Below are 15,624 nucleotides of genomic sequence, written 5' to 3' on the forward strand. Positions count from 1 at the left end.
CTTATGACAATCTACAACAGCCTCTCCCCTCCAGCCCCGAAACGCAAAACGGCCCGTAAAGGTCCGGGCCGCCCGGAAGGCACGGGAGACAACGCATCAGAGCGTATTCTGGATGCCGCCGAAGACGAATTCGCCGAAACCGGCTACACCGGTACCAGCTTGCGTGCTATTTCCCAAAAAGCCGGCGTCACTCAGGCCCTGATCAATTATTATTTTGGATCCAAATATGGGCTCTACGAGGCTGTTTTCATTCGGCGCGGACGGGTTGTTTCCGACGAACGTTTACGGCGGCTCAACCAGTTAAAACAACAAACCGATCCCATCACGGTTGAACAAGTGGTCAGGGCCTTTCTGGAACCCACCATTGCATTGCGGGAAGAGCCTGCAGGGCGCCGATTTCTTCGCTTACAGGCACGGCTGCATACCGAGCCGGCGGAAATTTCATACCGGCTGCGTAATGAAGCCTACGACATCTCCACACGTGCGTTTGTAAATACCTTGTTGGAAATATGCCCAAGCTTGTCGGCAAAAGATGTGAACTGGCGCATGGCCTTAACCATTGGGGCCTACATGTACGCCTTTTCGGATACACACCGGCTCGATGAATTGGCGCCGACGGAATGCGACCCCAACGACACAAAGGAAGTCATCGAGGAAATTACCGCATTCGTCACAGCTGGGCTACGCGCGCCGCCCGTGTACCCTCGGTAACCAGGCCCAGCAGCGTTTGCGCATGAACAGGTCGACCCAATAAATAACCTTGCAGGTAATCGCAACCCAGGTCGACCAGCAAATCAAGTTGTTCCGGCGTTTCGACCCCTTCAGCCACCACGCTTAATCCAAGCTTGTTCGCCAGTGTGACCACGGCTTCGACAATGGCAACATCTTCTTTTTGCAGCGTCAGATCATGGACGAATCCACGATCGATCTTCAGTTCCGACACCGGCAGCCGTTTCAAATAGAGCAAGCTGGAATAGCCCGTACCGAAATCATCGATTGCAATACGCACCCCCAGACGCCGCAACTTATGCAAAATAACAATACTGGTTTCAGCATTTTGCATAGCAGTGGTTTCTGTAATTTCCAACGTAAGTGATTCAGGCTTGATGCGATAGCGATCGAGGATGGTTTGAAGCATTTCCACCAAACCCGAATGACTGAACTGCATCGCCGACAAGTTAACGGCGACGCGAGCATCTTTCCAACCCGCATCTTGCCAGCAGCGCAATTGCGAGCATGCCTGATCCAGCACCCACTCCCCAATAGGCACAATCAAGCCGGTGCGTTCGGCCATGGGGATAAAGCTGTCGGGAGCCACCCGCCCGTGGTCTGGATGCGTCCAACGCAATAACGCCTCCGCACTGGCCAAACCGCGGCCACGGGAATCATAAATGGGTTGATACACCAAGCTAAGCTGATTGTTCTCGAGGGCGATGCGAAAGTCTTGGAGCAAACGCAATTGCTCATACACGTTGTCGTTCATCGACGACTCAAAAAATCGGTAAGTATTGCGGCCTGACGACTTGGCATGCCGGCGTGCCGCGTCGGCGTTAGCCAGCAACGTCTCCCTAAGGTCACCGTCTTCGGGACACATGGTCACACCGATACTCACGGAAATATGCAAATCGCGGCCCACAATCTGAAACGGCTTCTGCACTAATTGAATGAATTTATCGGCCATTAAACTGGCGTCATCAGGCTTGGAAATAAACGCCTGCAAAACGAACTCATCGCCGGCCAACCGGGCCAGGGTGTCTTGTGCCCGGATGCCGTTTTGCAGGCGCTGCGCCATCGCGACCAGCAAACGATCACCCACATGACGCCCATACGCATCGTTAATGACCTGAAAGCCATCGACATCGATCATGAACACCGCCAGGTAACCGCCGTTTTTCTTCACGCTTCGAATGGCCTGATCGAGCCGCTCTTCAAAGAAAATACGGTTGGGTAACTGGGTAAGACCATCGTGCAACGACAAATGTTCAAGCTGGTCGGTTGCCTTACGTAACGACGTACTTAAAGTGGTTGACGTCAGTTGCATCCGGTTATCGAGCACGGACACCACCAGGGTAGCCAGCAAGGCCGCCAGCGTAACGGAAATGGTTAACAAAGCCAACCAGTACACATCAACGCCGGTAGAGGCCGCACCACAAATACTGCCTACCGGAAACTGCGCCGCCGCCATCCCGGTGTAATGCATGCCCGCAATGGCAGCCCCCATAACCAAAGAAGCTCCCACCCGCAACGCCGTCACGTAATTCAGATTCTGGCGCAAACGAAACGCCAGCCACAACGCAGCAACCGAAGCACCAAAAGCAATAAGCAATGAAAGCGCAACCCAGGACGGCAGATAGTCGATTCCAGGCTGCATAAGCATGGCGCCCATACCGGTGTAATGCATGCTGGCAATACCGGTGGCCATAATGAACCCACCTGCCAGCAAGCGATACCAGGGTAGCGTGGCACGACAAACCAACCACAAAGCGTAGCCGGAAGAGGCAATCGCCATTAAAAGCGATATTGCCGTAATGAAGGGGTCGTAACCCAGCGGTATGGGAAGATTGAAGGCAAGCATGCCGACGAAGTGCATGGACCAGATACCCAACCCCATGGCACACGCCCCGCCTGCCAGCCACCACCGCGCAGCGACACCCCGACTGGATGCGACACGACTGGCCAGATCAAGCGCGGTATACGACGCAAGAACGGCCACGGCCAGAGACCACAGTACCAGCGACGGGTTATAGGAACTTTCCAGCATGTAAACAGGTCTCTCCTGCGTTCGGCAAGCCCAACGGCTAAATACGTTATAACGACATGCTTACCCATAAATTAAGGGTGTAAATTGTTACAGCGCCTTGATCGCTGAAACTGTTGGTTTAACGCCCCTTTTTAAACACTTAAATGTCTGCTAACACCACGACCCGAAAAACTGAAAACGTCCTGGCCGGCCCCATGCTTAGAAGGCTGGAATCCAGGCGAATAGTGTTCTGGCTGGCAACCCGTGAACCCTGCGTCTGGCGTCTTTCAATAAAGGATATTGAAAACAGCGCGGCACTTGTTCCAAATGCTACACCGGTGCGCATCGGCCGTCATTGCTTTTTATACCTTTTGGATTTCGTACTTGACTCAGACCTGCCGACGGACCAGGCACTTCCCTACGACCTGCAATGGCAAAAGGAATCTGCCGGCGAAACAGAAAACTGGGTCAGTATTCGGGAATGGGCACCCGACCTGTGCCAGGACGGCCACGACCTGCCGCAATTCGTAAAACGTACGCGCCTGGCCGGCGTATTGCACGGTTCATGCCGCAAACCCCATTACCCTTGTGAAGATGGGCTCGTTGCCGCAGATCACTGGTTGAACCTGAAGGCTAACGACCCCGCAAGCTGGCCGGCTTTTCTGATGCTGACCGGAGATCAGGTGTATGTCGACGATGTGGCCGGGCCGATGCTCACGGCCATTCATGAGTTAATTGAAGAGCTCGGGCTTTACGACGAACAGATAGAAGAGGCGCTGGTTCCAGACAGCCAAACGCTGTACAAGAGCAAATACAACTACTATCGACGCAGCGAACTCTTGCCGGACGTGCGACCCAACGACCCGTTGCGCAAGCGGTTTTTTGAAGGGGCGAAAAAACCGGTTTTCACCACCAGTAGTGCCGATAACCATTTGGTGACCCTGGCCGAAATACTGGCAATGTACTTGCTGGTTTGGTCGCCGATAACGTGGGATTGCCTGCCCGAAGGGTTGCCCGCGGGTTTGAGTCCCGAAGAAACGGAACGTTATCGCAAAGAGCGCGAGACCCTGACTCACTTCATTGGCGGCCTCAAATCGGTGCGCCGTGTGCTTGCACACATGCCCACTTTGATGATTTTCGATGATCACGACGTCACCGACGATTGGAACTTGACGGCCGATTGGGAGCAAACGGCTTACGGCCACCCCTTTTCAAGACGCATCATCGGAAATGCCCTGGTGGGGTACATGCTGTGCCAAGGTTGGGGAAACAACCCCGATGCATTCAAAGACGACACACTCGAGAAAATACAAGCGTGGTCCCAATCACCCACCAAGCCGCACCAAGATGACTTGATCCATCATTTATTGCACTTTCATCATTGGGAATACAGCCTGGACACAAAACCCAAATTGTTGGTCATGGACACGCGTACACGGCGCTGGCGGTCGGAACGGAACCTGAATCGCCCTTCAGGCCTGATGGACTGGGAAGCGCTTACTGAACTGCAAACTGAGCTGTTGAACCACGATTCGGTTGTGATGGTGTCACCCGCGCCGATTTTTGGTGTAAAACTGATTGAAGTGGTGCAAAAGTGTTTCAGCCTCGCCGGAAAACCGCTGCTGGTTGATGCGGAAAACTGGATGGCACACAAAGGAACCGCCGGCGCCATTCTGAATATTTTTCGGCATACCCGAACGCCGGCCCATTTCGTCATACTTTCAGGAGATGTGCACTACTCTTTCGTTTACGGCATTCAGCTTAAGTCACAACGCGGTGTTCCCCATTTATGGCAAATTACCAGTAGCGGAATCAAGAACGAGTTCCCGCGCAAGCTACTGGACACGCTAGACCGCTTAAGTCGATGGCTTTATTCGCCGCGCTCACCGTTGAATTACTTCACTCGGCGCCGGGGCATGAAGATTAACCCTTTCAAACCCGAAACCGCGTCACACGGCGAACGCCTTTTGAATCAGGCCGGCATCGGCTATGTTGAGTTTGCCGAAGATGGAAAACCCACTTATGTTGAACAAATCAGTATGCAGAAACGCACCCAGTTCCGTTTGGATGTACCAGAAGAGTCGTCGTCAAACCCAGGAGAAACTCAATGAACCGTATTCCTGATGCAGATTTCAACAGCCTTCTTCCCCCGTTACAGCTGAACCGGCGCGGCTTCATGGTTACCGCGCTGGCAACCGGTTTCACGCTTGCCGCCGGGCCGCTCAATGCCGAAACCATTATCCGCACCGATACTGAAGGCCTGACCGCCGGCGACATCATGATCCCAGTGGGCGAAGGGGAAATCCCCGGCTATCGGGCCATGCCGGCAGGAAAAACCAATGTCCCGGTCATTCTCGTTGTACAGGAAATTTTCGGGGTTCACGAATATATTAAAGATGTGTGTCGACGCTTTGCCAAACAAGGCTATATGGCTATTGCCCCAGAACTCTATGCGCGCCAGGGCGACCCATCTAAATATACGGAAATCCCGAAGCTTTTTGCTGAAGTAGTCAGCAAAGTGCCCGATGCCCAGGTCCTGAGCGACCTTGACGCCAGTGCAAAATGGGCCGGCTCGAACGGGGGCAATACCCAAGACATCGGCATCACCGGCTTTTGCTGGGGCGGGCGAATTGTATGGCTTTATACCGCGCACAACCCGAACGTAAAAGCAGGCGTGGCATGGTACGGGCGCCTGGTGGGCGACAGCACCGAACTGACACCAAAACATCCGGTCGACATTGCCGCTTCTTTGAACGGGCCGGTGCTGGGCTTATACGGGGGAAAAGACGCCGGCATCCCGCCCGACACAATTAAAGCGATGGAGGCCGCGCTGGCAAAAGGTAACACTGCCTCTAAAGCATCGAAATTCATCGTTTATCCCGACGCCCCCCATGCTTTTCATGCCGACTACCGCCCCAGCTATCGCGAGGAAGCGGCCAAAGCCGGCTGGCAGGAAGCTCTTAACTGGTTCAACAACCATTTAAAATAGTTGTCAAGTTCGACTCAGATAGTCGACGACGGCATCTTGCGGCCCGCTAAACACAATGCGGGCCGCCTTCTTTTCGCGCTGTGACGCATACATTGGATCGTAGTATTCATGCAGAAGACCCTCAATCCAAACGCGATGCAAACTGATATCTCCCGACCGCTGCTGCACCTCCAGTGCCCGCTGCATAAAGACATCGAAGCGCTGGTAACGTTCGTGCCCCAGCCGTTTCACGATATTGGCCAGGCTTTGCCGCAGACGTTGTGCGAAAGAATGAAACCCGTCGTGCTCACCTTGCAGCGCGATAAACTCCTTCGACAAACTCGCCACGTAATCATGCAAAATACGTGTCACGCGATTCTCGAACGTGTCTTCCAGCCACACAACAGGTAGCGTTTGCATGCGTTGATACAGGCTCAATGGCAACGCACAACTGCCCACCAGGCGCGACTCATCTTCAAGCACAAAACGGTGCCGGCCGTTGGCCTGACTGCGCATCAGCTCAATAGCCAGATTATTTTCAAAATCAATTTGCGCAGGTTGCGGCGTGGCACGTTTACCGAAACTTGAACCGCGATGATTTGCCAACCCCTCGAGGTCGAGCGCAAACGACAGGCGCTTTAAGACATCGGTTTTACCGCAACCGGTTAACCCGCCCACCAGGGCGAATTCGCACCGGTCGACAGCCTGCTCGATTTCGTTCAGCAAAAAACCGCGCATGGCCTTATAGCCACCTGCTACGCGAGGATATGACACCCCCGCCTCGGCCAGCCACGACTGTACCAACCGTGACCGCAAGCCACCCCGAAAGCAATACAGGCACCCATCGGGATGAGCCTGAGCGAACTCGACCCACGCCTCGATGCGCTGAGCCTTAACGGCACCGGAAACAAGCGTGTGGCCCAGTTCAATGGCCGCATCCTGCCCATGCTGCTTATAGCAGGTACCCACTTTTTGCCGCTCAATGTCGTTCATCAACGGCAAATTTACCGCGCCGGGAAATGCCCCTTTGTTGAACTCAATGGGCGCTCGTACATCCATGAGCGGCGTTGAATCAAGAAACAAACGGCGAAAGTCGGCAATGGTGTCGGTCACAGTGAGAATCAATGCCCCAAATAGGCTTGCTGAACGGCAGGGTCGTTACGCAAATCGTTTGCGCTACCCTGGCCCACAATGCGACCGGTCTCAATAAGATAGCCCCGGTCGGCAATATCGAGGCTCAGATTAACATTTTGCTCAACCATCAGCACACCGACTCCCATTTCCTTGACACGCTTAATCGCCCGGAAAAGCTCTTGCGACATTAAGGGCGATAAGCCAAGAGAGGGCTCGTCGAGCAATAAATAGCGTGGCGCCGACATAATGGCACGGCCCACCGCAACCATTTGTTGCTCACCACCGCTCATGGTGCCCACCCGTTGGGGCAAACGTTCGGCCAATCGCGGAAACAGATCAAGCACGTTAGCCAGATTTTCTTGCTCGTGAGGCCGGGCCCGGGGAGTGAGCGCCCCGAGTTGCAGGTTTTCCCGAACAGTAAGGTCAACGAACACGCCGCGCCCTTCGGGTACCAATGCCAACCCCTTCTCGACCAAATGATGCGGCGGGACTGCCAGCAAATCTTCACCATCAAGCAAAACTTTAGCGCCCGGGAGCGGCTTGAGCATGCCACCTAAAGCCCGCAACATGGAAGATTTGCCCGCGCCATTGGCACCTAAAATGACGGCAAGTTCACCTGCTCCAACCTGGATGGCGGCATTGTCCAAAGCCAGGTGCTTGCCGTAGCGTACCGATAATTGACTCACTTCAAACATGCGGTGCTCCCAGATAAGCGGTAATCACTTCCTCCTGAGCCAGAACCTCTTCGGTCTTGCCCTCTGCCAATTTGGCACCAGCCAACATGACGACACAGCGATCACACAACGCACGCACCGCCTCCATGACATGCTCGACCAAAATGACTGTTAGCCCTTGCGCACGTAAGTTGCGAATCAGTTTGATGCCCTCTTGCAATTCAGTGGGGTTCAGCCCGGCCAGCCATTCGTCGAGCAATAGCAAACGTGGCTTGAGTGCAAGCGCACGCGCTAATTCCAGGCGCTTTTGATCGATATAAGTAAGATCCACCGCCGGCGTATCCGCAAACTTGCTTAATCCCACTAATGCCAGCAATTCCAACGCTTCGGTATGGGCCGCCGCACCGAACTTGTGATCTTTTCGATACGCCATACCGGCCTGTACATTCTCGACGCAGGTCATCCCGCCCAGCACCCGCACCAACTGGAAGGTACGCGCAACACCCAGGCGGGCAATTTTATAAGCAGGTAAGCCCATAAGTTCATCGGACTCCAACCGAATGCTTCCGGAGTCGGCGTGCAATGCCCCTGATATGAGATTCATGGCCGTGGTCTTGCCGGAACCGTTCGGCCCCAGCAAACCCATGACTTCACCCTCGGCCACCTCGAAACTCAGGCCGTCAACCGCCCTTAGACCTCCGAACGATTTTCTGAGTTCTTCAACTTTCAGTAGCGTCATGTTTGCTCCTTACCCGCATCGCGTTCGCGACCGCGACGCCCGAAACGACTTTGCAGTACGCCGACAATCCCATTAGGCACCAGATACACAATAATCAGGAATACGACACCCAGGAACAAAGCGAAATGATTCGGGAAGTTGGCCGATAACACTTCAAACAAGGCCGTCAACGGAATAACGCCGGCCAAAGGCCCCAGTATGTGTCCAACACCACCCAGCAAGGACATAATCAACACTTGGAATGATACGGTGGGGTTGAAGACAATGGCCGGATCAATGTATGTCCAGCGCGGCGCCATAATGGCACCCACAAGCGTCATGAACGTGGCACTGATCACAAACAGGGATACTTTCGCCACGGTGGTGTTCATGCCCAGATGCCGCGCCACGTGTTCATCTTCGCCGATAACCCGCAAAGCCAACCCCAGCCTTGAGCGCCGTATCCACCAACCGGCAAAAAGCACCAGCGTGAGCAAGGCCAGCAATTGCCAATAAATATCCTCTTGGGTGATATCCAGAAAAATATAGCGTCCGATTGATTTGGTGATGTTGACCTCGTACCAGGTCACAATCTGACGAACCAACTCGGCCAGGCCGAAAGTGAAAATGACGAAATGAATACCCGACAAACGCAGTGTTGAGAGCCCCACAACTAACGCAAGCAAAATGCCGATAACCATGGCGACACCCAAAACACCAAACCAGGGGAGTGTTTCCGAGAGCACGGCCACGGTATATGCGCCGATACCGAAAAACGCGGTGGTGGCTAATGAAATGTAACGCGTGGGACCGGAAAAGAGCGTCCAGGCGGTGGCCAATGCGGCATACTGCAAAACATTAATGCTGTAGGCCAGGAAATAACTGCTGTCTATGAGCAACGGCAAGGCCGCCACAATAATTAAGACAACGACAACCACGAGAAAGCCCGGAGAGAACATGGCGTTATTTTGATTCATTTGCCGGCCCTCCCGAAAATGCCTTGCGGGCGCAACAACAACACCAGCAGGAAAATAGTAAATGTCGCCGCCATGGTTAAGCCCGGATCAACAAAACGGGACACCAGCGTTTCAACGACCCCCAGCAACAAGCCGGCCAGAATACAACCCAGCAAATTTCCCACGCCGCCCATAATGACAATAACCAGCGCCTTCATGGTGAACGCCACGCCAATGTAGGTGCTGAACGGAAGAAACATGCTTACCAGAACCCCGGCACCCACGACCAATGCGCCGCCCAGGGCGAAGGCAAATGCAGCCATAGCGCGAGGGTTGATTCCCACCAAATGCGCAAACTGAGGCGCGTTGGCCATGGCGCGTAACGACGCCCCCCAGCGCGACTTCACCAGCACAAAGTAAACCGCCAGGCCAATGACAAGTGCCGCGCCCGCCGCCAACAAGCGATTGGCCGCAACCGCAGAACCCAATACATTAACCGGCACAGTTAAATAATCGTAGCTGTAATAATTGCCGCCGAAAATAATGAGCAAAATGCCCTGTACGACAAACAAAATGCCGAACGTAGCCAAAATGCTATCAACCTCAAGTGCGTCGGCTGTGGGCGAGCGTCGCACCAACGGCGTAAGCAATAATTGGTAGATTACCCACTGCAGCGCAAAACCCAGCGGCACGGCAACGGCCAGCGCCATCAATGGGTGCACGCCCAGGCTGGTAACCAACCAATAAGAAAAAAATGCCGCAGCCACCATGAATTCGCCATGCGAAAGATTCATGATGCGCGCAACCCCGTACTGTAGCGTCAGCCCCATGGCAATCAACGCATACAACCCGCCCAGCGTCAGTGACGCCAGCAAAAGCTCAATGAACAACATGTTTTTCCCCTGAACTGGAGCAACATCGGAGCGCGGGAAACCCGGCTCCGACGTTGACCGATCGGATTACTTCTTCCAGTCGGGTTTAGGAATGATAACGGGTTGCGCACCTTTCAGGTCTTTCGGCCCGACACCCTGGAAAACACCGTTTTGCCATTGACCGACGGTGAAGATACCGACCAACTGGTTGTTAACAATTTTGATGTCACCCAGAATGGTCTCGAAACCGCCTTTCTTGAGTTCGGCCGAAATTTTTTCGCGATCAATTTCACCGACACGCTCAATAGCCTGCTGCAGCATTTGCAATGAAGCATAACTTACTTGGCTGCCCCAATAGTCGGTATCTTTACCCGTCACTTCTTTGTGGCGTGCACGATATTCCTGGATAGCCTTTGATGTGCCGTCGATACCGCCCAAGCTCATTTGGCCTTCAACACCTTGCGCACCGTATTTACCAATGAAGAAGGGAAACTGGGTACCCACGCCGGTGTAGAAAATCTTGGGGTTCAAGCTAATGATACGTGCCTGATCGCTGATCAGGATCGTGTCGGGCGGATAAGAATAAGCAATAAAGGTATCGGCCCCCGAATCTTTAACTTGATTCAACAGCGTTGATAAATCGGACGTACCGACTGGATAACTTTCATCCATTACCAGCTCGAAGCCTTTGGCTTGCGCAGCCTTGCGAGCCGCAGAGGCGGATTCAACACCGAAACCGTCGGCAACACTGATCATGGCGATTTTGTTATTGATTTTCCCCTCTTTCAGCGCATCGGCCAATGTATCAAACAATCCATTCGCATACATCGACGCCGAGCCCAACAGAAAATAATGATTGGGCCAACGCTTGGCGAACTGGTCGGCTTTATCAGTTAGGTTGGTCGTGCCCAGTTGCGGATAGCCGTGCTTGTCGAATAACGGCGCAACGGCCAGATTTGTTGCCGTACCCCAAGGCGGCAATAGCAGGTCCACCTCATCTTGTGTTATTAAGCGTTCCACCGCGCGCACCGCCTCTTCGGTGCTGGAACGGTCATCATATTCAACCACTGTAATGGGTACACGCTTGCCGTACTTGCTTAGCATGATACCGCCGGCTTTGTTAACCTCTTCGACCCACATTTCATAGTTGGGTCGCTGCGTCGTGGACGCACCCGGGGCATTAGGGCCGGTTTTTGCCAGGGCGTAACCGATTACGATTGACTCGGGCGCTTCGGCGGCCAGGGTGGGTGCCGCGGCACCCACCACCGACAGACTTAACGCCAGTGTCGCCAGCTTTGATGTCCATTTTTTAACGGTCATTTTTTGTCTCCGGAAAATAAGGGGTTTTTAAAGTGATGACACACCCGACAACACGCACCCCATACAAGTGGCCAGGTAATGACTATAACAATTTACACACTATGTATCAGGTTACCTGATTGGTTGTTTTTAGTTGTTATTTCATGCTTTGATCAGTTCAAGAACTTCTTGAACAATCGCATCGGCAAATGCTTCATCATTCAAATGGCAATCGAATGACTCAACCTTAACGGACGCCGGCATGGCTTCTTTCGCCGCGTTATAAAAAACCGGGCATAAAGAAGAATCATGCAGGTGTCCTTCCGGGCTGTCATGATGGGAGAAACCCTGTAAGGGTACTAACACCGACACCGGGCTTTTGCCTTCTTTTACAAGGCCGGCCAAATGCTGCGCCAGCCGTGTTAGTTCTTCTTTCTCAGTACGAACCGCCGTAAGCGCTTTATTGTGAATGTGATAGCGTTTGCCCGGGAATTGACGCTCGGCCATTTCCGGGGGGCCGGACACCATGAAGTCGGCATTGCCCGGCGCGATCACCACTGGAATCCCCTTGGCCAACGCAGCCTTGGAACGATTGGGCCCGGCGCTACACAGGCCGTTATTCAGAAAATCATTATGCTCAACCACCGACGATTCGATTACTGCGATAACGTCGCGCTCGCTCACAATTTGGTCCAGAGCCTGCCCACCGGTGCCAAGAGTATGGAAAACCAACACTTCATAACCCTTATCTTCCAGCGACTTACGCACACGCACCGTGCATCGATCAATCGTTCCCAATGTGCCCATGGCGATGATGGGCTTATCGGACGCCTTTTTCGGCTCGTAATGCTTGGCCATGGCAGCTACTGCGATAGCTGCATTGCGATAAACATCGCCGGTGATGCTGTTAATGCCTGCAATATCGCAGACAGGATTGAACATGGTGATGTCTTTCGCGCCCACGAATGGTTGCGTGAACCCCGATGCCATGGTCGACACAAGTACCTTGGGCAACCCATACGGCATGGCCTGCATAACGGTGCTTACCAACGAGCTCCCCATGGAGCCGCCAATACCGATAATGCCACTGAGCGGTGTTTTGGCGTGCAGCGCCAACGCCAGCTTGGTGGCGCCTTCCATCATGACAGCCTGGCATTTGCCTTCGTGACCTAGGTCGCGGACCTCCTGAATGGTTTTCCCTGCTGCGCCGGCCACTTCCTCGGGCGTAATTTCAGCTCCCGGCTTGACCGAACGCCGAATACTGGGGTCCATATGAAGCACCTCGACACCTTGCGCTTCCAGATTGTCGCGCACATATTTGGCTTCCACCGCTTTGGTGTCGAGCGTAGCGATTAATAAAACTTTTGGTTTTGTACTCATGTTGTCTCCTGAAAATATTATTTGATTCCACACCTGTCGAGCCAAGCTAAGACGGATTCAATTTTTGGGCCAAACGAATAAAGAAATCGAGACTATCCGGGTTCGCCATCGCGTCGGGATGCGCCACCTTTTGCGCGGGCGACCCTAACAGCAAACGCCGTACCGGCACCTCCATTTTCTTGCCGGTTAAAGTGCGGGGAATAGCTTGAACCTGATAAATCTCGTTGGGCACATGACGCGGCGACGCTTTGGTGCGAATTTGCGTTTTAATCTGCGCCTTTAAATCATCATCGAGCACTTGCCCGTCGTCCAACACGACAAACAAAGGCATGAACGAATCACGCCCCAAATACTCAAGATCCACCACCAGGCTATCGCGCACTTCGGGCAGCGCTTCCACCACACGATAAATCTCTGCGGTGCCCATGCGAATCCCGAAGCGATTAATTGTGGAGTCGGAGCGGCCATAAATAATGCTGGTTCCACGCGACGTGAATTGAATCCAGTCGCCATGGCGCCAGTACCCCGGGAACATATCGAAATAACTATCGTGGTAGCGCTCGTTGCCCGGATCATTCCAGAAATAAATAGGCATTGAAGGCATGGGTCGGGTAATAACCAGTTCACCCACCTCATCGACTACAGCCTCGCCGCTCTCGTTGAACGCATAAGCGGCTACCCCTAATTCGCGGCACTGAATCTCGCCTGAATACACCGGCAGAGTGGGCGCGCAGGCGACAAACCCCGACGCAATATCTGTACCGCCGCTAATCGAAGCGAGCCAGAGGTCTGACTTGACGTTGTCGTACACCCATTGAAACGCATCAGTAGGTAACGGCGAGCCAGTGGCATTAATGGCACGCAGGGCATTGAACGGCCCAACCTCCTTAGGCGACAGCCCTTCTTTCATGCAGTTAATTAAATAAGCTGCACCACACCCTAAAAGGGTGACGTCGTAATCGTTAACAAAACGCCATAACGCTTTCTGATCCGGCCATGCGGGGTTGCCGTCGTAAAGCACAACGGTGGCGCCCACCAACAAGCCACCCACCTGTAAATTCCATACAATCCAGCCGGTTCCGCCCAGGAATAACAAACGATCCCCCTCGCGCAAATCGTGCTGCAAAGCCATGGTTTTCATATGCGTTAAAACAATGCCGCCATGACTGTGCACGATAGCCTTGGGCAAACCGGTTGTACCCGACGAGTAAACCACCCAAAGCGGGTGCGAAAACGGTACACGCTCGTATACTAATTGCGCCGGTTCGGAAACCTGGCTTGCCCACGACAATTGATTTCGCCAAGGCAGCGGTTGATTCACCTCTGCGTTCGGGCCCGGCACATGAATGACATGTTGTACCGTTGGCAGCGCATCAAGCAACTCACTCACCTGCTCTACCCGGGAGTGAAATTTGCCGTTGTAACTGTAGCTGTCGGTGGCAAAAATAAGCTTGGGTTCAATTTGGCTAAAGCGATCGGTCACGACCCGCACACCCATATCGGGTGCGCAGCTTGACCACACTGCACCCAAACTGGCGCAGGCCATAAACGCCACCACCGTTTCAGGGCGATTGGGCAAATAAGAAACCACACGGTCGCCTTTACCGATGCCCAGTTTGCGCAAACCGGCGGCCAATGCACCGGCATCACGCTGCATATCGGCCCAGGAAACCTCATAAGGCTCTGACGTTTCATTACGCGCGATCAGCGCCGGACGTTGATCCGTTGCGTTGCGAAATATATGTTCTGCATAATTAAGGGTTGCGTTGGGAAACCATTTTGCATCCGGCATCGTCTGAGACGCCAGCACCGGCTGGTTCGATCCGCCGGCCTGAACATCGAAATATTCCCAGATTGACGTCCAGAACGACTCGAGATTATCGACCGACCATTGCCATAAATCGGCATACTCGCCGCGCGGCAGGCCGTAACGGCGCTCAAGCCACTGCTGATAATGCGCCAGCCGCGAGGCATTTATTTGCGACTGGCTCGGTGTCCACAAAGGTTGAGCCGACGTTGCTTTGTCTGCTGACTGCGTCATCGCATTAACTCCAATAACTGGTCGATACCCGACAACGAATAATGTGGCCGGCGGTTATCAGGCAAACGAGCGAAGTCGTTCGCTTTGTACAAGCCGGTATGAACACTGACCGAAATCGCCCCGTTCAAATGCGCCATTTCATTTTCCAGCGCCGGGTCGTCACCCACAATCGCCACATGTTCCGGCGCCACGCCCAGAATTTCGCGCGCGATGGCAAAAGCCTCGGCGGCCGGTTTGCCAACGACAATCGCCTCCTTGTCGGTCACACTGCTAATGGCGGCGGTTAAGGCACCCGAAATACCCAAGGTACGGCCATCACGGCTGGCAATGTACGGCACGGTGGAAACCGTATAAAACCCCGCCCCCTGCCAAATCGCCCTACTGGCGGCGTCAAGGTCGGGCAAACCGAACTCGGGGTACCATCCGATAAAAACCGCATCGGCATCGTCTGCCCGCTCGGGCGCACACACCACTTCAAAACCCGCATCAGCCAACGGCTTCCAAACACCCTCGGCCCCCAGCACCAAAATTTTCTTATAGCCTTTTTTGCGAAAAACCGATACAGCAATGGCAGGAGGCGTTAAAGCACATTCGGGGGCCACCTCAATTCCCGCGTTGCCCAGCGCCTGCGACAACTGCACCGGCGTTTTCAATGAACCATTGGTAAAAACAACATAGGGCAACCCGCGCGAGCGCAAGAGCTCAAGCAACTCGAGCGAACCAGGCAACGGCGCATAACCGTTCAACCCCCTATCGGCCAATGCCAAGGTGCCGTCCACATCGAAAATAAACCCGCGCATTGCGTTCAGATCGGGCGCCTTTACTTCAGTCATTAAACTTCT

General features: G+C 53.8%; 13 protein-coding genes. 3 read left to right on the top strand and 10 right to left on the bottom strand.

The features are described 5' to 3' along the window. The first annotated feature begins 3 nt into the window (after positions 1 to 3). The gene (locus G9Q38_RS00695; RefSeq protein WP_166126791.1) at positions 4 to 711 is read left to right on the top strand and encodes a TetR/AcrR family transcriptional regulator; all 708 of its coding nucleotides are present in this window, start codon (positions 4 to 6) and stop codon (positions 709 to 711) included. Here the strand turns inward: G9Q38_RS00695 and G9Q38_RS00700 are convergent. Beyond that, entirely contained in the window at positions 671 to 2,761 is a 2,091-nt protein-coding gene (locus tag G9Q38_RS00700) for a putative bifunctional diguanylate cyclase/phosphodiesterase (protein ID WP_166126793.1), read from the bottom strand. The two genes, G9Q38_RS00695 and G9Q38_RS00700, sit on opposite strands and share 41 nt — an antisense overlap. A 143-nt stretch (positions 2,762 to 2,904) precedes the next feature. Between G9Q38_RS00700 and G9Q38_RS00705 the strand changes: the two genes are divergently transcribed. Both G9Q38_RS00705 and G9Q38_RS00710 read left to right on the top strand, forming a co-directional pair. Continuing rightward, on the top strand, positions 2,905 to 4,851 hold the full coding sequence (locus G9Q38_RS00705) for a metallophosphoesterase family protein (RefSeq protein ID WP_166126796.1): 1,947 nt from the start codon (positions 2,905 to 2,907) through the stop codon (positions 4,849 to 4,851). Next, a complete protein-coding gene (locus G9Q38_RS00710; RefSeq protein WP_166126799.1) occupies positions 4,848 to 5,729 on the top strand; it encodes a dienelactone hydrolase family protein in 882 nt (293 codons plus the stop codon). Before G9Q38_RS00705 ends, G9Q38_RS00710 begins: the two co-directional genes overlap by 4 nt. 3 nt (positions 5,730 to 5,732) lie before the next feature. Here G9Q38_RS00710 and mnmH read toward each other — a convergent pair whose 3' ends face one another. The 9 genes from mnmH to G9Q38_RS00755 form a co-directional block, all read right to left on the bottom strand. Then, entirely contained in the window at positions 5,733 to 6,821 is a 1,089-nt protein-coding gene (gene mnmH, locus G9Q38_RS00715) for a tRNA 2-selenouridine(34) synthase MnmH (RefSeq protein ID WP_166126802.1), read from the bottom strand. Between the two features lie 8 nt (positions 6,822 to 6,829). Next, the gene (locus tag G9Q38_RS00720) at positions 6,830 to 7,537 is read right to left on the bottom strand and encodes an ABC transporter ATP-binding protein (protein ID WP_114419425.1); all 708 of its coding nucleotides are present in this window, start codon (positions 7,535 to 7,537) and stop codon (positions 6,830 to 6,832) included. After that, on the bottom strand, positions 7,530 to 8,255 hold the full coding sequence (locus G9Q38_RS00725) for an ABC transporter ATP-binding protein (protein WP_119515912.1): 726 nt from the start codon (positions 8,253 to 8,255) through the stop codon (positions 7,530 to 7,532). Before G9Q38_RS00725 ends, G9Q38_RS00720 begins: the two co-directional genes overlap by 8 nt. After that, positions 8,252 to 9,211 carry a branched-chain amino acid ABC transporter permease gene (locus G9Q38_RS00730; RefSeq protein ID WP_228276161.1) on the bottom strand — a complete coding sequence of 320 codons (960 nt, stop codon included), beginning with the start codon at positions 9,209 to 9,211 and terminating at the stop codon, positions 8,252 to 8,254. Before G9Q38_RS00730 ends, G9Q38_RS00725 begins: the two co-directional genes overlap by 4 nt. Beyond that, on the bottom strand, positions 9,208 to 10,083 hold the full coding sequence (locus tag G9Q38_RS00735; RefSeq protein WP_119441521.1) for a branched-chain amino acid ABC transporter permease: 876 nt from the start codon (positions 10,081 to 10,083) through the stop codon (positions 9,208 to 9,210). The genes G9Q38_RS00730 and G9Q38_RS00735 overlap by 4 nt, the downstream gene beginning before the upstream one ends. A 66-nt stretch (positions 10,084 to 10,149) precedes the next feature. Then, a complete protein-coding gene (locus G9Q38_RS00740) occupies positions 10,150 to 11,382 on the bottom strand; it encodes an amino acid ABC transporter substrate-binding protein (RefSeq protein WP_166126804.1) in 1,233 nt (410 codons plus the stop codon). Between the two features lie 141 nt (positions 11,383 to 11,523). Then, positions 11,524 to 12,741 carry a Tm-1-like ATP-binding domain-containing protein gene (locus tag G9Q38_RS00745; protein WP_166126807.1) on the bottom strand — a complete coding sequence of 406 codons (1,218 nt, stop codon included), beginning with the start codon at positions 12,739 to 12,741 and terminating at the stop codon, positions 11,524 to 11,526. Positions 12,742 to 12,787: 46 nt separating this feature from the next. Continuing rightward, positions 12,788 to 14,782: an acetoacetate--CoA ligase gene (locus G9Q38_RS00750; protein WP_166126809.1), complete on the bottom strand. Its 1,995-nt coding sequence runs from the start codon at positions 14,780 to 14,782 to the stop codon at positions 12,788 to 12,790. Continuing rightward, positions 14,779 to 15,615 (bottom strand): HAD-IIA family hydrolase, encoded by an 837-nt coding sequence (locus tag G9Q38_RS00755; RefSeq protein WP_166126812.1) that lies wholly within the window; start codon positions 15,613 to 15,615, stop codon positions 14,779 to 14,781. Before G9Q38_RS00755 ends, G9Q38_RS00750 begins: the two co-directional genes overlap by 4 nt. Positions 15,616 to 15,624: the final 9 nt, after the last annotated feature.

This window comes from Pusillimonas sp. DMV24BSW_D (assembly GCF_011388195.1).
In the GTDB taxonomy this organism is placed as follows: Bacteria; Pseudomonadota; Gammaproteobacteria; order Burkholderiales; family Burkholderiaceae_B; genus Neopusillimonas; species Neopusillimonas aestuarii.